The sequence below is a fragment of the Pseudoxanthomonas sp. GW835-FHT14C01 genome, from assembly GCF_058793715.1.
Genome location: NZ_JBXAGB010000001.1, coordinates 1,034,458 through 1,056,966, shown reverse-complemented (window position 1 = coordinate 1,056,966; position 22,509 = coordinate 1,034,458). Strand labels below are relative to the sequence as shown.

Genomic DNA, 22,509 nt, shown 5'->3' with positions numbered 1-22,509 from the left:
TCGATCCACGTTCCCGGCAATGAGCACCTACCGCCTCAATTCCATCTTCCGGCCGCAGGCAGTGGCGGTGGTCGGCAGTCAGTCGCGGCCCCGCTCGGTGGGGCGCGCGGTGGTGGAGAACCTGCTTGCCGGCGGCTTCGAGGGCCGGATCGGGCTGGTGAACAAGCATCCGACACCGATGGAGGGCGTGACCATCGCGCGCCAGTTGCGCGACCTGCCGTGGACACCCGACCTGGTGGTCATCGCCACACCGGCGGCGACCGTGCCGCAGCTTGCCGCCGAAGCCGCCGAGAAAGGCGCCGCGGCCGTCGTGGTGCTGACCGCGGCGATGGGCGGCGGACCCGGTTCGCCGGCCGCGCAGCTCGAAGCGCTGACGCGCGAGAAGGGCCTGCGCGTGCTCGGCCCGAATTGCCTGGGCGTGATCGCGCCGCACGCGCGCCTCAACGCTAGCCTCGCCAGCCGCTTCCCGAAGGCCGGCGACCTCGCGCTGATCTCCCAGTCGGGCGCCATCTCCGGCGGCCTGGTCGAATGGAGCATGAGCCAGCCCGTCGGCTTCTCCGCCGTGGTGTCGCTGGGCGATGCGCTGGATGTCGACTTCGCCGACCTGCTCGACTACTTCGCCACCGACCATCGCACGCGCGCGATCCTGCTGTACGTGGAGGCCATCCGCGACGCGCGCAAGTTCATGTCGGCAGCGCGTGCGGCCGCCCGCACGAAACCGGTCGTCGTGGTGAAGTCCGGCCACAGTGGCCGGGCACAGGTCACGCCCGCCGGCAGCACGCACACGCAGAATCTTGCGCGACCCAATGCCGTGTATGGCGCGGCCTTCCGTCGTGCGGGCCTGCTTCGCGTGCGCTCGCTGCACGAGTTGTTCGCCGCCGCGCGCACGCTGGGGCAGGTGCGTCCGTTCCATGGCCGCCGCTTGGCGATCCTGACCAATGGCGGCGGCGTGGGTGCGCTTTCGGTCGACCACCTGTACGAACAGGGCGGCACGCTGGCGACGCTGTCGGACACGACGCGCGATGCGCTCGACAAGATCCTGCCGGTGGGCTGGTCGCGCACCAACCCGGTCGACCTGCTGACCGACATCGACGCCGACCGGTACGCGGCCACCATCGAGGCACTGCTTGCCGACCCGGACAACGATGCGCTGCTGGCCGTCAACGTGCCGACGGTGCTGTCCTCTTCGTCGGAAGCCGCGCATGCGGTCACCCGCGTGTTGTCGCAGCGGCCAGCGCACGGCGCACGCAAACCGGTGTTCACCGTCTGGCTGGGCAACGATCCGCAGGCGGAAGCCGTACTCGACGCCGCGCAGATCCCGCGCTATCCGAACGAGTCCGACGCGGTCGCCGGCTTCATGCACCTGGTCCGTCATCGCGAGGTGCAGGCGGCACTGATGGAGACGCCGCCGAGCTTGCCTGAGGATTTCAGCCCCGATGTGGCCAGCGCGCGCGCGCTGGTCGAGGCCGCACTGGATGCGGGCCAGACGTGGCTGGATCCGCTCGCCACCACGCAGTTGCTCGCCGCGTACGGCATTCCGATGGCGCCGGTGTGGCGCGCGGAAGACGCCGACGATGCCGCGCGCATCGCGGCGCCGCTGCTGGCCGAAGGCGCGACGGTGGCGGTGAAGATCCTGTCGCCCGACATCCCGCACAAGTCCGATGTCGAGGGCGTGCGCCTCAACCTGCCCAACGCCAACGCTGTGCGCGAAGCCGCCGCCGGCATCCTGCAGCGCGCGCGCGAACGGCGGCCGGACGCGCGTATCGAAGGCGTGCTGGTGCAGCCGACGCTGCTCCGGCCGAAGGCGCGCGAACTGATCGCCGGCATCGCCGACGATCCGGTGTTCGGCCCGGTGATCGCGTTCGGGCGCGGTGGCACCGCCGTCGAAGTGATCAACGACCAGGCCGTCGCCCTGCCACCGCTGGACCTGCGGCTGGCGCACGAATTGATCGCACGCACCCGCGTATCGCGCGTGCTAAAGGCCTACCGCGACGTGCCCGCCGCTGACGAACGCGCGGTCGCGCTGGTGCTGGTGAAGCTCGCGCAACTGGCTGCCGACATTCCGGACATCCAGCAGCTCGACATCAATCCGTTGCTGGCCGACCGCGACGGCGTGGTCGCGGTGGACGCGCGCATCGCGGTGGCGCGCGGGCGTGCGCTGCACAAGGGCCGCGGCCATCCGCGCTTCGCGATCTTCCCGTATCCGACCGAATGGGAGCGGACGATCCTGCTCGCCGACGGCCAGCCCGCGCTGGTGCGGCCGGTACGTCCCGAGGACGACGCGATGTTCCGCGCCTTCTTCACCCATGTCACCGACGAGGACCTGCGCCTGCGCTTCTTCCAGTCGGTGCGCCACTTCAGCCACGAATTCATCGCCCGCCTGACCCAACTCGACTATGCGCGCTCGATCGCGCTGGTCGCCGTCAATCCCGGCACGCACGAGATGCTGGGCGCGGTGCGCCTGCATGCCGATGCGAACTACGAGAAGGGCGAGTACGGCATCCTGGTGCGCTCCGACCTGAAGGGCCACGGCATCGGCTGGAAGCTGATGCAGATCATGATCGAGTACGCACAATGGCAGGGCCTGAAGATCATCGAAGGCCAGGTGCTGCGCGAGAACCGCACCATGCTGGCGATGTGCGAAAGCCTCGGCTTCGCGGTGAAGCTGGATCCCGACGATCCCACGCTGATGAATGTCAGCTTGCCGGTGCCGGCGAGCGCATGATCTTTCGTCGTTCCCGCGAAGACGGGGGATGACGGTCTAGAGCTTCACCACCACCTTGCCGAAGTTCTCCCCGCGCAGCAGGCCGATCAACGCGCGTGGCGCGTTCTCCAGTCCTTCGACCCGGTCTTCGCGCCAACGGATCTTCCCCTCCGCCAGCCAGCCACCCATTTCGCGCAGGAACTGCGGATACAGCGCGATGAAATCGCGCTGGATGAAGCCGCGGACGGTCAGGTGGCGGGTGAGGATCTGGCTCATCAGCCACGGCATGCGGTCGGGTCCGCTCGGCAAGGCCTTGTCGTTGTAGTGCGCGACCAGGCCGCAGACCGGGATGCGGGCGAAATCGTTGAGCAGCGGTACCACGGCGTCGAACACCGCGCCGCCGACGTTCTCGAAATAGACGTCGATGCCGTCGGGACACGCTGCGCGCAGTTGCGCCGCGAAGTCCGGTGCGCGGTGGTCGAGGGCCGCATCGAAACCGAGCTCGTCGTACAGGTAGGCCCGCTTGCGTTCTCCGCCCGCAATGCCGACCGTGCGCGCACCCTGCAGTTTCGCGATCTGGCCCACCGTGGCGCCTACCGGTCCACTGGCGGCGGCGACCACGACGGTTTCGCCCGCTTTCGGCTGGCCGATCTCGTGCAATCCCACGTAGGCGGTGAACCCGGGCATGCCGTACACGCCGAGTGCGGCGGTCAACGGCGCGATGCGCGCATCCAGCTTGCGCTTCAACAACGCTCCGTCGGCCACCGCGTGTGTCTGCCAGCCGCCGTGCGCCAGCACCACGTCGCCCACCTGCAGGTCGGGGTGACGCGAATCGATGACCTCCGATACGGTACCGCCCTCCATCACCTCGCCGATCTCGACCGGCTTCGCGTAGGAGCGCCCGGCATTCATGCGCCCGCGCATGTAGGGATCCAGCGACAGGTAGCGGTTGCGCAGCAGCACCTGGCCCTCGGTCGGCGCGGGCAACGGCACGTGCTCGAGGCGGAAATTCTCTGCCGTCGGTTCGCCCTGTGGCCGCGCCGCCAGCACGATGCGGGTGTTGCGGTCGTCGTTCATGGCGGTGCGGTTCCCGAAGCGTCGATGACGCGAGTCTAGCGACCCTGCGGAAGGATGCGGTGAAGCGTGTCCCGCGCGCGGCGACCGCCATGCCGCCTGAACAAGACGCGTGCTAGGCTCCGCGCACCTTTCTGGAGGGCTTCCCGATGACGATCCGCATGGTCCCGCTTTCCCTGGCGCTGTTGGCCGCACTCGCCGCGTCGCAGCCGTCGATGGCCGCGCCCCCGGCGACGCCGGCCAAGGCATCGCCCACCCTGCCGGCCGCCGACGCCGCTGCGCTCGACGCCGTCCTGAAGGGCGACTGGCGGAGTGCGGAGAACACCGCGCGCGATGCCTATCGCCATCCGAAGGAAACGCTGGCCTTCTTCGGCGTGAAGCCAACCCAGACCGTGGTGGAGATCACGCCCGGTGGCGGCTGGTATGCGGAAGTGCTGGGCCCTTACCTGAAGAACGGCGGCCACTACGTCGCCGCCGTGGTCGACCCGGCATCCGCGTCCGAGAAGAGCCGCGGCTACTACCAGCGCGGTGTGGACGGCCTGCAGAAGAAGTTCACCGACGGCCCGGCGCAGTTCGACAAGGCCAGGATGGTGAAGTACGACCCCGCCAAGCCGGTGTTCGGCGCGGCCGACTCGGCCGATGTCGTGCTGACCTTCCGCAACGTGCACAACTGGCGCAGCGCAGGCCAGGCCGAGGGCATGTTCAAGGGGTTCTTCGAGGTGCTGAAGCCGGGCGGCGTGCTGGGTGTGGTGGAGCACCGTGCCAAGCAGGACGTCGCGGCCGACGACAAGACCGGCTATGTCGGCGAAGCGCAGGTGATCGCGATGGCCGAGGCCGCCGGTTTCCGGCTGGACGGCAAGAGCGAGATCAACGCCAATCCGAAGGACACGAAGGACCACCCGAATGGCGTGTGGACGCTGCCGCCCTCCAACAACCATCCGGAGGCCGACCGTGCGAAGTACCAGGCGATCGGCGAAAGCGACCGCATGACGCTGCGGTTCGTGAAGCCCTGACGGCGGTGCGGGCGTAGGCCATGAGCCTTTCTCCCGATGACCCTGGCGCGCGCCAGGGGCGGCGTCCCTGGCCTGCGTTGCTGGCGATCGCCGCCATCGTCCTGGCCGCGGCGCTGGCCTTCGCCTGGGTCGCGGGCCTGATCGGCACGGAGGGTCGCCTTACCGCCCCGCGGCTGGTCGACGACATCGAGAACGGCAAGCCCTATCCGGGCTTCCGGCGCGCACACAGCAAGGGCATCTGCGTGTCCGGCCATTTCGCGCCGGCCGTGCAGGCGACTGTCCTGTCGCGTGCCCGCGTCTTCGCCCAGACGCGTACGCCCGTGCAGGGGCGCCTGTCGATCGGCGGCGCCGATCCCTTCGGTGCGGAAGCCCAGGCGCGCGTGCGCAGCCTGGCGTTGTCCCTGCACACCGACGACGGGCAGGAATGGCGGATGGCGATGAACAGTTTTCCGTTCTTCGCCGTCGCCACGCCGGCAGGCTTCCACGCGCAGATGCTGGCCTCGCGGCCCGATCCCGCCACGGGCAAGCCGGACCCGGCGAAGATGGCGGCGTTCCTTGCGACGTATCCGGAGGCCGCACGTTTCCAGGCGTGGGCGAAATCCGCGCCATGGTCGAACAGCTGGGCGAACACGGAATACAACGGCGTGAATGCGTTCCGCTTCATCGACGGCGCCGGCCGCTCGCGGTTCGTCCGCTGGTCGATGCGGCCGCAGGCGTCGTTCGAGCCGCTGCCGGAGACGATGCGCCAGCAGGCCGAGGCGGACTACCTGCAACGCGACCTGCAGCAGCGGCTGGCGCAGGGCGTGTTGCGCTGGGACCTGGTGGTCACCGAAGCGGTGCCGGGCGATCCGGTCGACGACCCGTCGCAGCCGTGGCCGGCGTCGCGTCCGCAGCAGGTGGTCGGCACGCTGGTGCTGGACCGCAGCGAGGCACAGGCCACCGGCGCATGCCGCGACGTGAACTACGATCCCACCGTGGTGCCGGACGGCGTGGCGCTGTCGGACGATCCCATCCTCGCTGCACGTGCGGCCGCGTACAGCGTGTCGTTCAATCGTCGTGAGCGCGAGACCGCGCGCGGCGACATCGCGACGCCCGCCGCCTCGGGCGCGGAGGCGGACCGGTGAACCGTCACGGCCATTTCGATGCGGTCGCACGCGTGCTGCACTGGGGCATGGCCGTACTGATCCTGGCGATGCTGTTCGTCGGCGTCGGCATGGTCGCCTCGCTCGCGTGGCGGCCGGCGCTGATCGACCTGCATCGCCCGCTGGGCATCGCCGTGCTGGTGCTGGCGCTGATCCGCCTGCTGTACCGCTGGCGCCATCCGCCACCGCCGCTGCCCGCCTCGCTTTCCCGCATGCAGGCACTCGCGGCGAAGGGGTCGCACGTCGCGCTGTACGCCGCCATGCTGGCCATGCCGCTGCTCGGCTGGGCGATGCTGTCGGCCGGCGGATATCCGGTCCGCATGACGTCCACCTTCTCGCTGCCGCCGATCCTGCCGCACGATCCCGCCCTGTACAGCGCCTTGCGACAGGCGCACGGCGTGTTGGGCTATGGCCTGTTCGCGCTCATCCTGCTGCACGTGGCGGCGGCGCTCCACCATGCCTGGGTACGTCGCGATGGCGTCTTCGAGGCGATGGCGCGCGGAAGACCGCGCGAGGCGGCATTGCCCGATAGCCCGCCGCCGGAGCCACCGACAGCCTGAGTGCTGGACGTGGCACCGCATTGGCGCTGCAATGCGCATCGTCGTCGACTGCGGACTGCCGCGCGTGCTGATCGCGTTCAACAAGCCCTTCAACGTGCTCTGCCAGTTCACCGACCGCAGCGATCCGCCGCGGCGGACGCTGGCGGAGTTCGCCCTGCCGCCGCGGGTGTATGCCGCCGGCCGGCTGGACTACGACAGCGAAGGCCTGCTGCTGCTGACGGACAACGGTACGCTAGCCAACCGGCTGACCGATCCGCGCCACAAGCAGCCGAAGACCTACTGGGTACAGGTGGAAGGCGCGCCGACGGACGAGCAGCTGGATGCACTGCGGCGCGGCGTGGTGTTGAACGATGGGCCGACGCGGCCCGCGTCGGTGGAGAGGCTTGATCCCGCGCCGACGCTATGGCCACGCGATCCCCCGGTCCGCTTCCGCAAGTCGGTCCCCGATGCGTGGCTGTCGGTGACGATCACCGAGGGACGCAATCGCCAGGTCCGACGAATGACGGCGGCGGTAGGCCTGCCGACCCTGCGCCTGGTGCGTGCCGCCATGGGCGATGCGGCACTGGACGACCTCGCACCCGGGACGTGGCGCGAGATCTGACGGCTCGCGGCCCGTCGAATCAGCTCTCTGCGGAACGCGCAGTGCTGCGCGGCTTGCGCGGCGTGCCGGTCTTGCGCGCAGTGGACGTCTTGGCGGATCCGTTGACCTTGCGGGCCTCGACGCGCCGCGACTTGCCTTCGATCGCGCCCGTGGCCTGGTCCTGCTTGCGCTTGCGGTAGGCCACCAGCGCCAGCAGGCCGACGCCGATGCCCGTGGCCACGGCGACCGCAGGGTTGCGCCGCACGAAGCCCACCGCCAGCCTGCCGCCGGTCTTGGCCACGCCCAGCGCGGCGCCGGTCTGCAACAGCTTGTCCGCGCTCGGCACGGCGTGCTTGAGGCTGGTGCCGGCCTGGCTCGCCAGTTCCAGCGCGCGGTCGGTAATGGTGGTCAGCTTGCTCATGGGAGTCTTCCCTGTGGACGAGATGGGTAGGGCGCCAGTGTCCCGTCGAAGATGTTTACGCGGCGTTAGTTCCGCGCCTGTCCCCTGAACGGAAACGTAGCGTGCGCCCCGCGCACGCTACGTACCACGGGGTTTCGCGCGGTGGGTCGCCGGTGCGGACCACGGATCATCGGGCCAGGGATGCTTCGGGTACCGTCCCTTCATTTCCTTCTTCACCTCGACATAGGTCGCGTTCCAGAAACTGCGCAGGTCGGACGTCACCTGCAACGGCTTGCCGCCGGGCGACAGCAGGTGCAGCACCAACGGCACGCGGCCATCGGCGATGCGCGGCGTATCGGCCAGACCGAACAGCTCCTGCAGCTTCACCGCCAGCACCGGCGGCTGGCCATGCGCGTACTCGATGCGACGCTCCATGCCGGACGGCACGGTGATGCGGGTCGGCGCCAGCTGGTCGATGCGCTGGCGCAGCGACCAGTCCATGCCGGACTTCAATGCGTTCGCCAAGTCGTCCTCGCCCAGCGCATCCAGACGTGTCTTGCCGGCGAACGCCGGCTTCAGCCAGTCGTCCAGCGTGGCCATCAATGCGTCATCCGACAGGTCGGGCAGGCCGAGATCCGGCATCCACTCGCGCAGGCAGCGCACGCGTTCGCGCCACTGCTGCAACGACTCGGGCCAGGGCAGCGCCTGCAGTCCGAGGTCGCGCACCGCATCGGTCAGCGCCGCGGCGGCGAGCACGGGATCCACGCGGCCGGCGGGGCGCGCGTCGAACACGATCTGGTCGAAGCACGATTCGCGTTGCGCGGACAGCGCGCGTCGCGTGGCGTCCCAGCGCACCGTGTCCTCGGTGACGAAGCGGTCGGCGAAGTCGCGGCGCAGACGTCGCTCGTCCACTGGCGCACCGCGCTGCACCAGCGCGTCGCGGTTCTCGTGCCGCAGTTCGCTGACAACGATCCACGGCTCGCCGACCAGCGCGCTGTCGTCGAACAGGCGCGCGCTGCGCCCGTTCGCCAGCAGGTAGCGACGCGCGTCCTGCGGGTGCTGGAAACCGATACGGTCCGGAAAGGCATGCATCAGCACATCCCCGAGACGATGGGCTTCGATCGCCGTGGGCGGCATCGCGTTCTCGCGGACGCGACGACGCCACTGCTTCGCCGCCGCATCGATAGCGGCCAGTCCGGAGCGGGTGGCGTCGAACGGCGTGCGTCCCGTGCGGAAGGCTGCCAACGCACGCCAGCGCGCCGCGAGCGCATCGCCGCCCATGCGCAATGGATCGCGCGCCTCGACCAGCGCTGCCAGATCGCACGCCAGCGCGCGGTCATCGCCCTCGCCCGCCGACAGCAGCATCGCCGCCAGGCGCGGATGCGTACCCAGCGCCAGCATCCGCTTGCCCAGCGGCGTGATGGCGTTCGTCGCCGTCAGCGCGCCGAGCCGGCGCAGCAGGTCGCGCGCCGCATTCATCGCGCCCGGAGGGGGAGCATCGGCGAAACGCAGGGCGTCGCTGCCCCACGCCGCCAGCTCCAGCGCCAGTCCCCCGAGCTCGACCAGGGCGATCTCCGGCCGGCGCTGCGGATCCAGCCGCTGCGATTGCGGCCACAAGCGGTAGGCCCAGCCATCGGCGACACGGCCGGCGCGACCGGCGCGCTGGTCGGCGGACGCCTGCGAGATCGCGGCGACTTCCAGCCGCGAGAACCCGCTGTTCGGATCGTAGGACGGCTCGCGCGCGAGGCCGCTGTCGATCACCACGCGCACGCCGGGCAGGGTCACCGACGATTCGGCCACGTTGGTCGCCAACACCACGCGACGACGACTCTGCGGATCGGGCTGCAACGCCTCGGACTGTTTCTCGACCGGCAGTTCGCCGTGCAGCGCGAGCACGACCACGTCGCGCGGCAGCGCATCGCCCAGCATCGCCTCCACCCGTGCGATCTCGCGCTGGCCAGGCAGGAACACCAGGATGTCGCCGGGATGCGACTGCGCCGCGTGCTCGATGGCTCGGCGGACCTGCACCTCCAGTGCCTCGTCGCGGCGCGCCGGGAAGTGCGTGATCTGCACCGGATGGCCGCGTCCTTCGCTGCTCAGGCGTGGCGCATCGAGGAAGCGCGCCAGCTTCTCCCCCTCCAGCGTGGCCGACATCACCACCAGTCGCAGGTCCTCGCGCAGCTGCGCCTGCACGTCCAGCGCCAACGCCAGGCCGAGGTCGCCAGCGAGGTGGCGCTCGTGGAATTCGTCGAACAGGATCGCGCCGACGTCCTCGAGCATCGGATCGTCCTGGATCATCCGCGTCAGGATGCCTTCGGTAACGACCTCGATCCGCGTGTCCGAACCGATCCTGTTCTCGAAGCGGATGCGGTAGCCGACCGTCCCGCCGACGGCTTCGTCGCGTTGCTTCGCCATGAAGCCGGCCGCGGCGCGCGCGGCCACGCGGCGCGGCTCCAGCATCACGATCTTGCGCCCCTGCAGCCACGGCTGGTCCAGCAGGGCCAGCGGCACCTGCGTAGTCTTGCCGGCGCCCGGCGGCGCCTCGAGCACCAGGCGCGGGTGCTCGGACAGGCTGCGGACGATGTCCGGCAGCAAGGGCGTGATCGGGAAGGTGGGTGACGGCATGCGGCGGAAAGGATAAACGCATGTGGCGTTTTCGTAGGAGCGACGTAAGTCGCGACCGCACGGCGAGCGCGCCTGCAGCAAGGGTCACCCCCGTCGTTCTGCGGCTCCCTTCCTTGCAGATCGTGCCGCTGGGACAGTTCGTTCATCCGGTCGCGACTTACGTCGCTCCTACAACGGCGGGCACCACGGCTTAAAATGTAGCCATGGATCTTATCGATATCGGCGCCAACCTCACCCACGAAAGCTTCGACCACGACCGCAACGCGGTGCTCCAGCGCGCGCGCGAGGCCGGCGTGGTGCAGCAGGTGGTGACCGGCGCCAGCCGCGAGCACTCGCCCACCGCGCTGCGGCTGGCCCAGGCGCATGCCGGCGAGCTCTTCGCCACGGCCGGTGTGCATCCGCACCACGCCACCGAATACACCGACGAGTGCGATGCCGAGATGCGCGCGCTGCATGCGCATCCCGAAGTCGTGGCGGTGGGCGAATGCGGGCTGGACTATTTCCGCGATTTCTCACCGCGCCCCGCGCAGCGCAAGGCGTTCGAGCGTCAGTTGCAGATTGCGGTGGACCTCGCTGTCGACGGCGTGGGCAAGCCGCTGTTCCTGCACCAGCGCGATGCGCATGACGACTTCATGGCGATGATGAAGAACTTCGACGGCAAGCTCGGCCCCGCGGTCGTCCATTGCTTCACCGGCACGAAGAAGGAACTGTTCGACTGCCTGGACCAGGACTGGCATATCGGCATCACCGGCTGGCTGTGCGACGAACGCCGCGGCCTGCACCTGCGCGAGCTGGTGAAGAACATCCCGGCGAACCGGCTGATGATCGAAACCGATGCGCCCTACCTGCTACCGCGCACGGTGAAGCCGCAACCCTCGCACCGGCGCAACGAGCCCATGTACCTGGCCCACATCGTCGCCGAGCTGGCGCGCGACCGCGGCGAGGACATCGAGGTCACCGCCGCCGCCACGACGGCGACGGCGCGGGCGTTCTTCCGGCTGCCGGAGCCGCCGCGCGGCTGAGTCAGGCGTTCGGCGTGCGGCCTTCACCGGCCTGCCAGAGCGCTTCCAGCCCGCGCCGGTAGTCCGGATGACGGGGTTGCCAGCGCAAGGCTTCGTAGGTCGCGCGCGCGTCGATGCGCTTGCAGCTGCCGTAGAAGCGCCGCTGCGCGGGTGAAGCACGCGCAGGGTCGTAGGCTTCGGCAGGGGGCAGCCGCAGGCCACTGACGGCGGCAGCGTGGGCCAGCACGTCCTGCGGTGGCGCCGGCAGCCTGTCGGCCACCAGGTAGATCGCATCGGAGGCGCGCGTCCGGTGCAGCGAGGCGACCACCGCATCGCAGGCATCGTCCACGTGGATGCGGTTGAACACCATGCCCGGCTTCACCACGTGGCGCGCCGTGCCTTCGGCCAGCTGTCGCAGGGCATTGCGGCCCGGCCCGTAGATGCCCGCCAACCGGAACACGCCGCAGGCGATGCCGCGACGCTGCGCCAGCGCGTGCCACTGCGCCTCGGCCCGGCGTCGCGCCTCGGCGGTCGGGTCGGTTCCATCGGCAGGCGACGCTCCGTCCACCACGCCCCCCTGGCGGTCCGCGTAGACGCCAGTGGAAGAGAGATAGCCGAGCCAACGCAGACGATGGTTGTCCGCCAACGCACCGGCGACGGTGCGCAGTGCGGGATCGCCTTCCGCATCCGGCGGAACGGAGCCGAGGACGGCATCCGCCTGCGCGAGCGCCGCATGCAGCCGCGGGTCGAGTGGCGCGTCGGCGGTGAAGCGGAGCCGCGACGCATCGCCCGCTTCCGCCGTCCGCGACGTACCGATGCAATCCACCCCCTGCATGCGCAGCCGATCGGCCACACGGGTGCCGGTGTATCCCATGCCCAACACGACCAGCCGCCGCAGCCAGGGCGGTGGCGCGGGGGGCGTCATGACGTGCGCAGTCGCTCGTATGCCTGCAGGTGCACCCACGCGGTGTGCAGGCGGGGAACGGCGAGGCCGTGCAGGCCCGCGCGATGGACCATGTCGCCGACGATATCCGCCGCTTCGACGCGTTGCCCGGCTTCCAGATCGCGCAGCATCGAGGCTTTCATCGGCGAGCCGGCGGCGGTCAGCGTCTCGCGTGCGGTCGCCTGCGCCACTGCCGGCACCGGTTGGCCCGAGGCGGCCGCGACGGCTAGGCATTCGTCGTGCAGTGCGGCCATGAAGTCCGCACCGCCCTCGCCCGCCACGATGGTGCCGATCGGTGCACGCATCGCGCAGGTCCCGGCCGCCAGTGCGGTGAGGAAGCTGTACTTGATCCACTGTGCCTGCGCGATGTCCGGCGTGTGTGCGTGATCGACGCCGGCCTGCGCGCATGCGGCAGCAAGTGCCTGCAGGTGCGGATGCGGTGCCTGACCGACACGTTCGCCGAAGGTGATCGACGCCGGCTTGGCCAGGTGCAGGATCTCGCCATCGCTTCCCAGCGTCGCGCTGATGAAACAGAGCCCGCCGAGGACGGAGGCGAAGCCGAAGCGTGCATCCAGCGCGTCGTAATGGCGCAGCCCGTTGAGCAACGGCAGCACGGCGCCGCCCTTGGCCACCGCCGGTGCGATGGCGTCCATCGCGCTGTCCAGGTCGTAGGCCTTGCAGCTCAGCAGCACGAGGTCGAATGGCGCCACGTCGTCCAAGGCATCGGCCGTGACGACCTGCACCGGAATGTCGGCGTCTCCGAGCGGGCTGCGGATGCGCAGGCCGCTCGCTTGCAAACGCGCAGCGCGCGCCGGACGGACGAGAAAGGTCACGTCGACGCCAGCCTCTGCAAGGCGACCTCCGAAATAGCCGCCGGTCCCACCGGCGCCGAGCACGAGCAGGCGCATCAGCTTCTCAGCCCCACGCCCTTCTTCAGCAGCCACAGGCCGAGGGCGGCCAGACCGAATACGAAGGCGAGCATCAGCGCATAGGCGACCCAGAGCGGCACGTCGCTGGTGCCGAGCAGGCCGTAGCGGAAGGCGTTGACCATGTAGAAGATCGGGTTGGCGTGGGTCAGCGCCTCGGCCCACGGCGGCAGCAGCTTGACCGAATAGAACACGCCGCCCAGGTAGGTCAGCGGGGTGAGGATGAAGGTCGGCACGATGGCGATGTCGTCGAACTTCTTCGCGTACGCCGCGTTGACGAAGCCGGCCAGCGAGAAGATCGTCGCGCCCAGCAACACGGTGGTGATCGTCACCAGCGGATGCGGGATGCGCACCTTGGTGAAGAACATCGCGATGACCAGCACGATGGCGCCGACCATCAGGCCGCGCAGCACCGCCCCCGCCACGTAGCCGAGCAGGATCACCCAGTTCGGCATCGGACTGACCAGCAGCTCCTCGACGTGGCGGCCGAACTTGGCGCCGAAGAACGAGGACGAGATGTTGCCGTAGCTGTTCTGGATGATGCTCATCATCACCAGGCCCGGCACGATGAACTCCATGTACGTGTAACCGCCCATGTCGCCGATGCGGCTGCCGATCAGGCCGCCGAAGATCAGGAAGTACAGCGTCATGGTGATGGCCGGCGGCACCAGGGTCTGGCCCCAGATGCGCAGGATGCGGGCGACTTCGCGGCGGACGATCGTGCCCAGCGCGACCATGTTCGGATGACTCATGCGGCCTTCTCCTTGGCGCCGTCGTTGTTGCCGGTCATACGCACGAACAGCTCCTCCAGGCGGTTGCTCTTGGTGCGCATCGAGCGCACCCGAATGCCGGCGTCGTTGAGCGCGGCGAACACCCGGTTGAGGTCCATCGCGCGCGGCATGTCCAGATCCAGCGTGTGCGCGTCGGTGGCGACCAAAGTGGTGCCCTCGATCACCGGCAGCTGCGCCGGCAGGTCGCCGTCGATGTCGAACAGGAAGCCTTCCACGTCCAGCTTGGCCAGCAGTGCGCGCATGGGGCCCTGCTCGACGATCACGCCGTGGTCGATGATGGCGAGGTTGCGGCAGAGGCTCTCGGCCTCTTCCAGGTAATGCGTGGTCAGGATGATGGTGGTGCCGGCCGCGTTGATGTCCTTCAGCGTCTTCCACATGCCGCGGCGGATCTCGATGTCGACGCCGGCGGTGGGTTCGTCGAGGATCAGCAGCTTCGGCCGGGTCATCATCGCGCGGGCGATCATCAGCCGGCGCTTCATGCCGCCAGACAGGGTACGGCTCATGACGTTGGCCTTTTCCCACAGCTGGGCGCGCCTGAGTTCCTCTTCGGCGCGGACCAGCGCCTCGGCGCGCGGGATGCCGTAGAAGCCCGCGTAGTTCACGCAGATGTCGAGCGGCTTCTCGAACATGTTGAAGTTGATTTCCTGCGGCACCAAGCCGAGCAGGCGCATCGCGCCGTCGCGGTCGCGGTCGATGTCCACGCCGAACACGCCGACCTGGCCGCTGCTCTTGTTGACCAGCGAACTGACGATACCGATCAAGGTGGACTTGCCGGCGCCGTTGGGACCGAGCAGGGCGAAGAAGTCGCCGGGCTCGACCTGCAGCGACACGCCCTTGAGGGCCTGCACGCCGGTGTCGTAGACCTTGCGCAGGTCGGTGATGGCCAGCGCGGGGGTAGCGGCGGAAGCCGCGGAAGAGGACGCCATGGGAGCCTTGCGGTGCGCCGCGGGGGCGCGGTGGAGAGCGAGCGCTTATTATAGGCGTCCCGCCGGGACCGCCCCGGGCCACACAGTGTTCCAGCCGCCTTGGCGATCGCTCCCTTCCCCCTGAAGCTCGTTGGACGCCGCATGCTGGCGCCCAGCGTGGGCCATTACAGCTTCGTGCGCGACGATGGACAGCCACTGGACTTCATCCCCGGCCAGTTCATCCAGGTGCATTTCACCTACGCGGACGGCACGGCCACCAAACGCAGCTATTCGCTGGCGACCATCCACGACCATGCGATGGGGCCGGGCGAGGCCGTGGAGATCGCCGTCAGCTACGTGCCCGGGGGGGCCGCGACGGCGCTGTTCGAAGGCCTGCCGGAAGGCGGCCATGTCGAAGCCAGCGGACCGTTCGGCCGCTTCTGCCTGATGCCGGGCGACCGCAACGCGCGCTATCTGCTTATCGCCACCGGCACCGGCGTCACGCCGTACCGTTCGATGCTGCCGCAGCTGGCGGCGCTGATGGCCGAGCGCGGCGCCGAGGTCGTGCTGCTGCAGGGCGCGCGTACGCCGACCGAACTGCTCTACGGCGACGACTTCCGGGCCTTCGCCGACGCGCATCCGGGTTTCCGCTACGTACCCTGCCTGTCGCGCGAGTTGCCTGCCGATCCGCATCCCGACGTACGCCAGGGCTACGTGCAGCAGCACCTGGCCGAATTCGCACCGGACGCCGCACGCGACATCGCCTACCTGTGCGGCAATCCCGACATGGTCGATGCCTGCTTCGAAGCGCTGAAGGGGCATGGCCTGCCGATCCCGCAGATACGGCGCGAGAAATACGTCAGCAGCAAATAGGGCCGGGGCACGCCCCGTACCGTCCGTTGGTCACATCCGTCCCGCCGTACCGTCATGGCATGCTGGGACCCGCCTCCAACGGAACAGATACATGGCACTTCTTCATCGATCACTCGCGACCGCGCTGGGCGCGCTGCTGCTGGCGGGGTGCAACGGCACCGCCACCAGTCCCGACCAGCGGGCCTTGCGCCACTACGGCGACATCGCCTTCAAGCCCTGCACGCTGACCGCGCCCTACCTGACCACGACGGTGGAAGCGCAGTGCGCGACCTACGACGTACCCGAGGATCCGGCCAGGCCGGACGGCCGCAAGGTGGCGTTGAACATCGCCTGGCTGCCCGCGACCAACGAGGGCGCCGCGACCGAGGACCCGGTGTTCTTCCTGGCCGGCGGCCCGGGACAGGCGGCAGTGCAGGTGTGGCCCGCCATCGACGCTGCGTTCCGCGAGGTACGCAAGTCGCGGCACATCGTGCTGGTCGACCAGCGCGGCACCGGCAAGTCGAACCCGCTGGCCTGCAAGGATGCGCAAGGCGACAACGCCTATGGCGATCCGCAGGACATGAGCGAGGCGGCCGCGGTCGCGTTCGCCCGGAGCTGCGCCGCCTCGCTGCAGGCCGATCCGCGCTTCTACACCACCACCGACGCGGTGCGCGACCTGGACAGCGTCCGCAAGGCGCTGGGCGTGGCGAAGATCAACCTGGTCGGTGGCTCGTACGGCACGCGCGTCGCGCAGCAGTACGCCATGCATCATCCCGACAGCACGCGCGCGGTGGTGATCGACGGCGTGGTGCCGAACGAACTGGTCCTCGGCAGCGAACACGCGCGCAACCTAGATGCGGCGCTGGCACTGCAGTTCCAGCGCTGCCAGGCGACGCCGACGTGCAAGGAGCGCTTCGGCGACGACCTGCGCGGGCAGTTGCGCGCATTGATGACGCGCCTGGCCGCGGCGCCGGTGGAGACCGGATACCGCGATCCGTCGACCGGCGAATGGGTCAACGGCGAGGTGACCGCCGGTGCCGTCGCCGGCATCACCCGCATGTACTCGTACTATCCGCAGGGCGCCGCCTTGCTGCCTCTGGTGTTGAACGAGGCGCAGCAGGGCCGCTACGGCTCGCTGATGTCGCTGTCCAGGCTGCTGGAGACGCAGGTCGGCGACCAGTTCATGCACGGCATGCAGCTGTCGGTGATCTGCGCCGAGGATGCGGACCTGTTGAAGACGGATCCTGCCGACACCGACACGGTGCTCGGCAGCCTGCTGGGCGACACGTTGAAATCGCAATGCACGGCGTGGCCCACCGGCAAGCGGCCGGCCGATTTCCACACCGCATGGACATCGGACATTCCCACCCTGATCACGTCCGGCGAGCTGGATCCGGTCACGCCGCCGCGCTACGGCGAGCAGGTGCTGCGCACGCTGTCGAACGGCCGCCACCTGACGCTCAAGGGCCAGGGCCACGGCACGTTCGCCGTCGGCTGCATGCCCAAGCTGCTGGGCCGCTTCCTGGAGACGGCGAACGCCAAGGACCTCGATGCCACGTGTCTCGACAGCCTCGACTACGTGCCGCCCTTCACCAGTTTCAACGGCTGGGAGCCGTGAGCCGCGCATCGCGCGCCCGCCACCTTCAAGGGACATGACCGAATGATCATCGCCAACGACCTGCATAAATCCTTCAAGACCAAGACCGGAACGGTCGCCGCCGTGGACGGCGTCAGCTTCACCGCCCACGACGGCCAGATCACCGGCCTGCTCGGCCCCAACGGCGCCGGCAAGACCACCACCATGCGCATGCTGTACACGCTTATGACGCCCGACCGCGGCGAAGTGCGCGTGGACGGCCTGGACGCCGCGCGCGAACCGGTCGCCGTGCGCCGCGCGCTGGGCGTGCTGCCCGATGCGCGCGGCGTGTACAAGCGCCTGACTGCGCGCGAGAACATCGCCTACTTCGGCGAATTGCACGGGCTCTCGTCGAAGCAGATCGCCGAACGGACGAAAGCGCTGTCGGACGCGCTGGACATGGGCGACATCCTGGACCGCCAGACCGAAGGCTTCAGCCAGGGCCAGCGCACCAAGACCGCGATCGCCCGCGCGCTGGTGCACGACCCGCGCAACGTGATCCTCGACGAACCCACCAACGGCCTGGACGTGATGACGACGCGCGCGATGCGCGGGTTCCTGCGCCAGCTGCGCGAGGAGGGCCGCTGCGTGATCTTCTCCAGCCACATCATGCAGGAGGTCGCCGCGCTGTGCGATCGCATCGTCATCATCGCCAAGGGCACGGTGGTGGCCGCCGGCACCGCCGATGAGCTGCGTGCGCAGGCGGGCGAGGACAACCTGGAGGACGCCTTCGTCAAGGTGATCGGTTCGGAGGAGGGCCTGCTGGCATGAACATGTTCCGTACCGTCTTTACCGTCATGCGCAAGGAACTGCGCGATCTGTCGCGCGACCGCCGCACGCTGGCCCTGGCCCTGTTCCTCGGTCCGCTGCTGTATCCCGCGCTGATGCTGGGCATGGGCTACCTGACCGAGAACCGCATCCGCACGCAGGTCGACAAGACGCTGGAAATTCCGATGGTCGGCGCGGAGCACGCGCCGAACCTGGTGAAGTTCCTCGCCACCAACGGCATCACGTCCGCGAAGGCGCCCGACAACCTGGATGCGGCGATCCGCACGCAGGAGATCGACGTCGCGCTGCGCATCAGTCCCGACTACGCGGACGACTGGCGCAACGGCCGGCCCGCGCTGGTGGAGATCATCCGCGACAGCACGCGTCGGGATGCGGACATTCCCACGCAACGCGTCAATGCCGCGCTGTCCGCGTACAGCCAGCAGGTCGGCGCGCTGCGCCTGCTCGCACGCGGCGTGGATGCGTCGGTCGCACGGCCGGTCAACGTCGGCATGCAGGACCTGGCCACACCGGAAGCCAAGCAGGGCATGCTGCTGTCGGTGCTGCTGCCTTACCTGCTGATCCTCACCTCGTTCATCGGCGGCGCCTACCTGATCCTGGATGCGACGGCGGGCGAGCGCGAACGGCAGTCGCTGGAGCCGTTGCTGGCGACGCCCGCGCCGCGCAGTGCCGTGGTCAGCGGCAAGATCGCCGCCGCGTGCGCGATCGGCCTGACCACGCTGCTGCTGACGTTGCTGGCGTTCAAGTTCAGTGCGCAGTTCGCGGGCACGCTGGGCCGGCAGTTGAACGTGTCGTTCCTGTCGATGGGCAAGATGCTGCTGATCCTGCTGCCGATGCTGTTCATCGGTACCTCGCTGCTGACCTATCTCGCCGCGTCGGCCAAGAGCATGAAGGAAGCGCAGAGCCACATGACCTGGCTGATGCTGCTGCCGATGATCCCGACGTTCGCGCTGATGGCCAATCCGCTGAAAAGCCAGCCCTGGCAGTTCGCCGTGCCGTTCCTGGCGCAGAACCAGCTGCTGCTGAAGGTCATCCGCAACGAATACATCGGCCCGCAGACCTGGGGCATCTACATCGCCGCCGCCTTCGGCGTGGCGGCGCTGCTGTGGTTCGCGGCCGTGCGCCGCTACCACCAGGAGAAGCTGGCCATCGCCGGCTGACGCAGCCGACGCGTTTGAACGAGAACGGCCACCTCGCGGTGGCCGTTCTTTTTTAGGGAACTCAGAAGCGGTATTCGTAACCCAGCGTCACCGTCTGCGCCGTGACGTCGGCGTTGAACAGGTCGCCCTTGTTGTAGTCGTAGTTCAGGCTGAGGCCGTTGTTGTGGTCGAAGTCGTAGCCTACGCCCACGCCCACGTACGGTTTGGTGGAACGGTCGCGCAGCGACACGCCGTCGGCGCTCAGCTTGGTGTTGACGCTCTGCGCACCCGCGCGGCCGGCGATGAAGAAGCCGGTGTTGTCGGCGCCGAATGCCTTCTTGCCCACCACGCCCAGCCCCGCCACGTCCATGTCGTAGGACATGCCCTGGATGGAACGGTCGCCGAGGATCGAATAGAAGCCTTCGACGGCGACGTTCGGGGTGAAGTAATGGCCGATGCGCAGACCGTAGACGGTGTCGGTATCGTCGGCGCTCAGGTCGTCGACCTCGATCTTCAGGTCGCTGTGGCCGATTTCGAACCGTCCGTACCACTGGCCGGCCTCGGTGGCGGCGGCGGTGGACGAGAGGGTGAGGAACGCCAGCGCAACCGCGCCGGCAAGAGTGAATCGCTTCATGGAATCCTTCCGTGTTGTTGTGATGTTCGCCCGTCGTGCGGGCGGCGGCACAGTAATCGTCGTCACCGGTGCCGTCCAGTGCTGGTCGTCTTTTGTTAGTCGAACCTCGTCCCCGCAAAAAGAAGAACGCCGGCACGGGGCCGGCGTTTCGCGTCATGCGGATGCGGCGACGATCAGCCGGGGCTGAAGCCGATCGTGCGGCGTGTCGTGACCGGCGCATCGACCGGCTCGAAGCGCCAACGGCGCACGGCGTTGAGGGCTTCACGATCGAACACGCGCGTCGGGTTGGCACGTACCACGCGCGCGTTGGTCACGGAGCCGTCCGTGCCCACGGTGATTTCCACCAGCACCTCGCCGCTGGTGCCGGAGCGCAGCGCTTCCGGCGGGTAGCGCGGCGCCGGCGTGCTGACCGCGCGCAATGTCTGCGACTGCGCGGCGGCGGCGGGTACTGCGGCACGCGCGGCAGCCGCCTGGCGCTCGGCGGCTTCGCGCTGCGCGGCGGCCTGGCGCTCGGTTTCCTGGCGGGCGGCTTCCGCACGCGCGGCTTCCTGCTGCTGGGCCAGTTGCTGGGCGGCGGCAGCCTCGGTCGCGCGCTGCTGTTCGGCCTGCTGGGCCAGGCGCTGCTGTTCCCGCTGGCGCGCGTCTTCTTCGGCCTTGGTCTTCGCGGCTTCGTCGGTGACCGCGCGTTGCGCGACGGCCTGCTGCGAGGTGGCGATGCTCTGCTTGAGACGCGGCAGGGCGGGCGCCTTCGGATCGGCCTTCTCGATGATGGCGGACAGGCGCTGCGCCTCGGTGAACTCTTCGCGCGCGATGCTCTGCTCGGCGGCGATCAACGTGTACGGCATCAGGTCGGTCAGCGCACTGGTGACGCCCGGATCGTTCGGCAACTTGTCGCGCAGGGCCAGGTAGTACTCCATCGCATTGTCGCCACCGGGCGCGTAGATGCGGTTTTCGCGCAGCGCCTTGGTGGCGGCATCGCGCAGTGCGTCGGCATCCATCGCCTGGACCTGCGCGGACACCGCGGGCGGCGGCGGCGCGGCGGGCGTGGCGGCCGGAGCGGCGGCGGGTGCGGCGGCCTCGTCCTGCTTGGAGCACGCCGCGAGCGCGACGAGAAGCAATAGCGGCGCGGCATAGCGCAAGCGCCCGGCGGTCTGGATCAAGGACATCGTTTCAATTCCCCCAAGTACGTTTCTAATGTTGTCGACACGCCGTCGACCCGTGCCGGAGCGCGGGACCGGATGTCGCGAATCAGCACGGGCCCGCCACCTGCCAGGCCCCGTCCGGGCTGGAATGGCGCGATGCCTTCCGGGTACCCCTACCCGGTCGCCAGAGTACGTCGGCGCATCGGGGCTCACACTTGATGTCTGTCACACTTTTGGCGGGCTGGCGCCCGGCCACGTCATTTGCCGATGCAGAACGTGGAAAAGATGTGGCCCAGCATGTCGTCCGCGCTGAGGCGACCGGTGATCTCCCCGAGCGCGTCGTGGGCCAGCCGCAACTCTTCCGCCGCCAGTTCCAGCTGCTCGTACCTCAACTGGTCGGCCGCCGCGGAGGCGTGCCCGGCGGCGCGGTGCAGCGCGTCCACGTGGCGGGCACGCGCGGAGAACTCGCCATCGCCGCCGTCGCTGGCGGATCCCGTCGCGAGCGCTCGCAGCCGTACGTGCAGCCGGTCGAGGCCGATGCGCCGGGCGGCGGATACGTATACGCGGTCGTCGACATCCGGCGGCACGCTGGCCAGCAGGTCGGCCTTGTTGTGGATCCACAGGACGGTTCCTACGCCCTCGATGCCATCCACGATCGCCGCGTGGCCCGCGTCGGGATCGCGCGCGTCGACGACCGCCAGCGCCACGTCGGCACGCGCGAGTTCCGCGCGCGCGCGGCGCATGCCTTCGCGTTCGATCGCGTCGCCGCCATCGCGCAGGCCGGCGGTATCCACCAGGTGCAGTTCGAGTCCGTCGAGGCGGATCGTTTCGCGCAGCGTGTCGCGGGTGGTGCCGGCGACATCGGTGACGATGGCGCGATCGCTGCCGGCCAGCGCATTGAGCAGCGAACTCTTGCCGGCGTTGGGCGGACCGACGATAACCGCATGCACGCCATCGCGCAGCTTGCGTCCGCGCTCCGCGTCGGCGATCAGCGCATCGAGCCGCTGCCGCGCGTCCGCCAGGCGCATGCGCACCTGTTCGCCGCCGAGCGTGTCGATGGACTCGTCGGCGAAATCGATCGCCGCCTCGACGTGCACGCGCAGGGCCAGCAGCGATTGGCCGATGGCCTCGACGCGTTCGGAGAAGACGCCATCGAGCGAACGGCGCGCCGCCCGCGCGGCGCGCGCATCGGCGGCGGCGATAAGGTCGGCGATGGCCTCGGCCTGGGCGAGGTCGAGCTTGTGGTTGAGGAAGGCGCGTTCGGAGAACTCGCCGGGCCGGGCCATGCGCGCGCCCAGCGCGCACGCGCGTGCGACGAGTTGCTGAAGCACGACCGGGCTGCCGTGTGCCTGCAGTTCGACCACGTCCTCGCCGGTGAAACTCGCGGGGCCGGGGAACGACAGCGCGATGCCGTCGTCGATCGTGCCGCCCTCGGCATCGCGGAAACGGACGTGATGCGCCTGCCGCGGAGAGAGCGCGCGCGCACACACCGCCTTGGTGATCGCCTGCGCCGCCGGTCCGGACAGGCGCACGATACCGACGCCACCCGCACCGGGGGCCGTGGCGATGGCGACGATGGTGTCCTGGGCGGCGTTCATGGGCTCGTGTTGGCGGAAGAGGTTCAGCGTAGCGGAAACACGAAGCCCGCCGGAG

General features: G+C 69.2%; 21 protein-coding genes. 11 read left to right on the top strand and 10 right to left on the bottom strand.

All coding sequences use genetic code 11. The features are described from left to right. The first annotated feature begins 19 nt into the window (after positions 1–19). Positions 20–2,725 (top strand): bifunctional acetate--CoA ligase family protein/GNAT family N-acetyltransferase, encoded by a 2,706-nt coding sequence (locus tag AC1Q5B_RS04680; RefSeq protein ID WP_492630556.1) that lies wholly within the window; start codon positions 20–22, stop codon positions 2,723–2,725. Positions 2,726–2,761: 36 nt separating this feature from the next. Here AC1Q5B_RS04680 and curA read toward each other — a convergent pair whose 3' ends face one another. After that, the gene (curA, locus tag AC1Q5B_RS04675) at positions 2,762–3,781 is read right to left on the bottom strand and encodes an NADPH-dependent curcumin/dihydrocurcumin reductase (RefSeq protein ID WP_492630555.1); all 1,020 of its coding nucleotides are present in this window, start codon (positions 3,779–3,781) and stop codon (positions 2,762–2,764) included. Between the two features lie 146 nt (positions 3,782–3,927). Between curA and AC1Q5B_RS04670 the strand changes: the two genes are divergently transcribed. From AC1Q5B_RS04670 to AC1Q5B_RS04655, 4 genes are all read left to right on the top strand, one after another. Next, the gene (locus AC1Q5B_RS04670) at positions 3,928–4,791 is read left to right on the top strand and encodes a class I SAM-dependent methyltransferase (protein WP_492630554.1); all 864 of its coding nucleotides are present in this window, start codon (positions 3,928–3,930) and stop codon (positions 4,789–4,791) included. A gap of 20 nt (positions 4,792–4,811) precedes the next feature. Next, positions 4,812–5,915, top strand: a complete 1,104-nt coding sequence (locus AC1Q5B_RS04665; protein ID WP_492630553.1) for a catalase family peroxidase — start codon at positions 4,812–4,814, stop codon at positions 5,913–5,915. Continuing rightward, a complete protein-coding gene (locus tag AC1Q5B_RS04660) occupies positions 5,912–6,493 on the top strand; it encodes a cytochrome b (protein WP_492630552.1) in 582 nt (193 codons plus the stop codon). Before AC1Q5B_RS04665 ends, AC1Q5B_RS04660 begins: the two co-directional genes overlap by 4 nt. Positions 6,494–6,557: 64 nt before the next feature. Continuing rightward, on the top strand, positions 6,558–7,094 hold the full coding sequence (locus AC1Q5B_RS04655) for a pseudouridine synthase (protein WP_492630948.1): 537 nt from the start codon (positions 6,558–6,560) through the stop codon (positions 7,092–7,094). 19 nt (positions 7,095–7,113) lie between these two features. Here the strand turns inward: AC1Q5B_RS04655 and AC1Q5B_RS04650 are convergent, their stop codons facing one another. Continuing rightward, a complete protein-coding gene (locus AC1Q5B_RS04650) occupies positions 7,114–7,494 on the bottom strand; it encodes a hypothetical protein (RefSeq protein ID WP_492630551.1) in 381 nt (126 codons plus the stop codon). A 117-nt stretch (positions 7,495–7,611) separates the two neighbouring features. Next, entirely contained in the window at positions 7,612–10,098 is a 2,487-nt protein-coding gene (gene hrpB, locus AC1Q5B_RS04645) for an ATP-dependent helicase HrpB (protein ID WP_492630550.1), read from the bottom strand. 203 nt (positions 10,099–10,301) lie between these two features. Here hrpB and AC1Q5B_RS04640 point away from each other — a divergent pair, with 203 nt between their 5' ends. Next, positions 10,302–11,120 (top strand): TatD family hydrolase, encoded by an 819-nt coding sequence (locus tag AC1Q5B_RS04640; RefSeq protein WP_492630549.1) that lies wholly within the window; start codon positions 10,302–10,304, stop codon positions 11,118–11,120. A gap of 1 nt (position 11,121) precedes the next feature. On the opposite strand, the gene AC1Q5B_RS04635 is transcribed toward AC1Q5B_RS04640, so the two are convergent. The 4 genes from AC1Q5B_RS04635 to AC1Q5B_RS04620 are packed head-to-tail and all read right to left on the bottom strand — an operon-like array spanning position 11,122 to position 14,685. Continuing rightward, positions 11,122–12,024, bottom strand: a complete 903-nt coding sequence (locus AC1Q5B_RS04635; protein ID WP_492630548.1) for an NAD-dependent epimerase/dehydratase family protein — start codon at positions 12,022–12,024, stop codon at positions 11,122–11,124. Beyond that, entirely contained in the window at positions 12,021–12,950 is a 930-nt protein-coding gene (gene panE, locus AC1Q5B_RS04630; RefSeq protein ID WP_492630547.1) for a 2-dehydropantoate 2-reductase, read from the bottom strand. Before panE ends, AC1Q5B_RS04635 begins: the two co-directional genes overlap by 4 nt. Continuing rightward, positions 12,950–13,720 carry an ABC transporter permease gene (locus tag AC1Q5B_RS04625; RefSeq protein WP_492630546.1) on the bottom strand — a complete coding sequence of 257 codons (771 nt, stop codon included), beginning with the start codon at positions 13,718–13,720 and terminating at the stop codon, positions 12,950–12,952. Before AC1Q5B_RS04625 ends, panE begins: the two co-directional genes overlap by 1 nt. Beyond that, the gene (locus AC1Q5B_RS04620) at positions 13,717–14,685 is read right to left on the bottom strand and encodes an ABC transporter ATP-binding protein (RefSeq protein ID WP_492630545.1); all 969 of its coding nucleotides are present in this window, start codon (positions 14,683–14,685) and stop codon (positions 13,717–13,719) included. Before AC1Q5B_RS04620 ends, AC1Q5B_RS04625 begins: the two co-directional genes overlap by 4 nt. A gap of 99 nt (positions 14,686–14,784) precedes the next feature. Between AC1Q5B_RS04620 and AC1Q5B_RS04615 the strand changes: the two genes are divergently transcribed. The 4 genes from AC1Q5B_RS04615 (at position 14,785) to AC1Q5B_RS04600 (ending at position 19,101) form a co-directional block, all read left to right on the top strand. Continuing rightward, entirely contained in the window at positions 14,785–15,537 is a 753-nt protein-coding gene (locus AC1Q5B_RS04615) for a ferredoxin--NADP reductase (RefSeq protein ID WP_492630544.1), read from the top strand. Positions 15,538–15,628: 91 nt separating this feature from the next. Then, positions 15,629–17,134 (top strand): alpha/beta hydrolase, encoded by a 1,506-nt coding sequence (locus AC1Q5B_RS04610; RefSeq protein WP_492630543.1) that lies wholly within the window; start codon positions 15,629–15,631, stop codon positions 17,132–17,134. 42 nt (positions 17,135–17,176) lie between these two features. Then, positions 17,177–17,923, top strand: a complete 747-nt coding sequence (locus tag AC1Q5B_RS04605; RefSeq protein WP_492630542.1) for an ABC transporter ATP-binding protein — start codon at positions 17,177–17,179, stop codon at positions 17,921–17,923. Next, positions 17,920–19,101, top strand: coding sequence for an ABC transporter permease (locus AC1Q5B_RS04600; protein ID WP_492630541.1), 1,182 nt, complete (start codon positions 17,920–17,922; stop codon positions 19,099–19,101). Before AC1Q5B_RS04605 ends, AC1Q5B_RS04600 begins: the two co-directional genes overlap by 4 nt. Positions 19,102–19,162: 61 nt before the next feature. Here AC1Q5B_RS04600 and AC1Q5B_RS04595 read toward each other — a convergent pair whose 3' ends face one another. Beyond that, the gene (locus AC1Q5B_RS04595; RefSeq protein WP_492630540.1) at positions 19,163–19,714 is read right to left on the bottom strand and encodes a porin family protein; all 552 of its coding nucleotides are present in this window, start codon (positions 19,712–19,714) and stop codon (positions 19,163–19,165) included. On the opposite strand from AC1Q5B_RS04595, the gene AC1Q5B_RS04590 reads away from it, so the two are divergent. Further along, positions 19,713–19,901, top strand: a complete 189-nt coding sequence (locus AC1Q5B_RS04590) for a hypothetical protein (RefSeq protein WP_492630539.1) — start codon at positions 19,713–19,715, stop codon at positions 19,899–19,901. The genes AC1Q5B_RS04595 and AC1Q5B_RS04590 overlap by 2 nt on opposite strands. On the opposite strand, the gene AC1Q5B_RS04585 is transcribed toward AC1Q5B_RS04590, so the two are convergent. Further along, positions 19,888–20,880, bottom strand: coding sequence for an energy transducer TonB (locus tag AC1Q5B_RS04585; RefSeq protein WP_492630538.1), 993 nt, complete (start codon positions 20,878–20,880; stop codon positions 19,888–19,890). The genes AC1Q5B_RS04590 and AC1Q5B_RS04585 overlap by 14 nt on opposite strands. Positions 20,881–21,113: 233 nt before the next feature. Continuing rightward, positions 21,114–22,454 (bottom strand): tRNA uridine-5-carboxymethylaminomethyl(34) synthesis GTPase MnmE, encoded by a 1,341-nt coding sequence (gene mnmE, locus AC1Q5B_RS04580; protein WP_492630537.1) that lies wholly within the window; start codon positions 22,452–22,454, stop codon positions 21,114–21,116. Positions 22,455–22,509: the final 55 nt, after the last annotated feature.

What these genes read in the sequence shown, in the direction of transcription:
- curA (WP_492630555.1), bottom strand. Translation starts at nt 3,781, where the DNA reads ATGAACGACGACCGCAACACCCGCATCGTGCTGGCGGCGCGGCCACAG.
- AC1Q5B_RS04620 (WP_492630545.1), bottom strand. Translation starts at nt 14,685, where the DNA reads ATGGCGTCCTCTTCCGCGGCTTCCGCCGCTACCCCCGCGCTGGCCATC.
- AC1Q5B_RS04590 (WP_492630539.1), top strand. Translation starts at nt 19,713, where the DNA reads ATGGAATCCTTCCGTGTTGTTGTGATGTTCGCCCGTCGTGCGGGCGGC.
- AC1Q5B_RS04595 (WP_492630540.1), bottom strand. Translation starts at nt 19,714, where the DNA reads ATGAAGCGATTCACTCTTGCCGGCGCGGTTGCGCTGGCGTTCCTCACC.
- AC1Q5B_RS04605 (WP_492630542.1), top strand. Translation starts at nt 17,177, where the DNA reads ATGATCATCGCCAACGACCTGCATAAATCCTTCAAGACCAAGACCGGA.
- AC1Q5B_RS04610 (WP_492630543.1), top strand. Translation starts at nt 15,629, where the DNA reads ATGGCACTTCTTCATCGATCACTCGCGACCGCGCTGGGCGCGCTGCTG.
- hrpB (WP_492630550.1), bottom strand. Translation starts at nt 10,098, where the DNA reads ATGCCGTCACCCACCTTCCCGATCACGCCCTTGCTGCCGGACATCGTC.
- AC1Q5B_RS04665 (WP_492630553.1), top strand. Translation starts at nt 4,812, where the DNA reads ATGAGCCTTTCTCCCGATGACCCTGGCGCGCGCCAGGGGCGGCGTCCC.
- mnmE (WP_492630537.1), bottom strand. Translation starts at nt 22,454, where the DNA reads ATGAACGCCGCCCAGGACACCATCGTCGCCATCGCCACGGCCCCCGGT.
- AC1Q5B_RS04670 (WP_492630554.1), top strand. Translation starts at nt 3,928, where the DNA reads ATGACGATCCGCATGGTCCCGCTTTCCCTGGCGCTGTTGGCCGCACTC.
- AC1Q5B_RS04585 (WP_492630538.1), bottom strand. Translation starts at nt 20,880, where the DNA reads ATGTCCTTGATCCAGACCGCCGGGCGCTTGCGCTATGCCGCGCCGCTA.
- AC1Q5B_RS04640 (WP_492630549.1), top strand. Translation starts at nt 10,302, where the DNA reads ATGGATCTTATCGATATCGGCGCCAACCTCACCCACGAAAGCTTCGAC.
- AC1Q5B_RS04680 (WP_492630556.1), top strand. Translation starts at nt 20, where the DNA reads ATGAGCACCTACCGCCTCAATTCCATCTTCCGGCCGCAGGCAGTGGCG.
- AC1Q5B_RS04635 (WP_492630548.1), bottom strand. Translation starts at nt 12,024, where the DNA reads ATGACGCCCCCCGCGCCACCGCCCTGGCTGCGGCGGCTGGTCGTGTTG.
- panE (WP_492630547.1), bottom strand. Translation starts at nt 12,950, where the DNA reads ATGCGCCTGCTCGTGCTCGGCGCCGGTGGGACCGGCGGCTATTTCGGA.
- AC1Q5B_RS04600 (WP_492630541.1), top strand. Translation starts at nt 17,920, where the DNA reads ATGAACATGTTCCGTACCGTCTTTACCGTCATGCGCAAGGAACTGCGC.
- AC1Q5B_RS04625 (WP_492630546.1), bottom strand. Translation starts at nt 13,720, where the DNA reads ATGAGTCATCCGAACATGGTCGCGCTGGGCACGATCGTCCGCCGCGAA.
- AC1Q5B_RS04650 (WP_492630551.1), bottom strand. Translation starts at nt 7,494, where the DNA reads ATGAGCAAGCTGACCACCATTACCGACCGCGCGCTGGAACTGGCGAGC.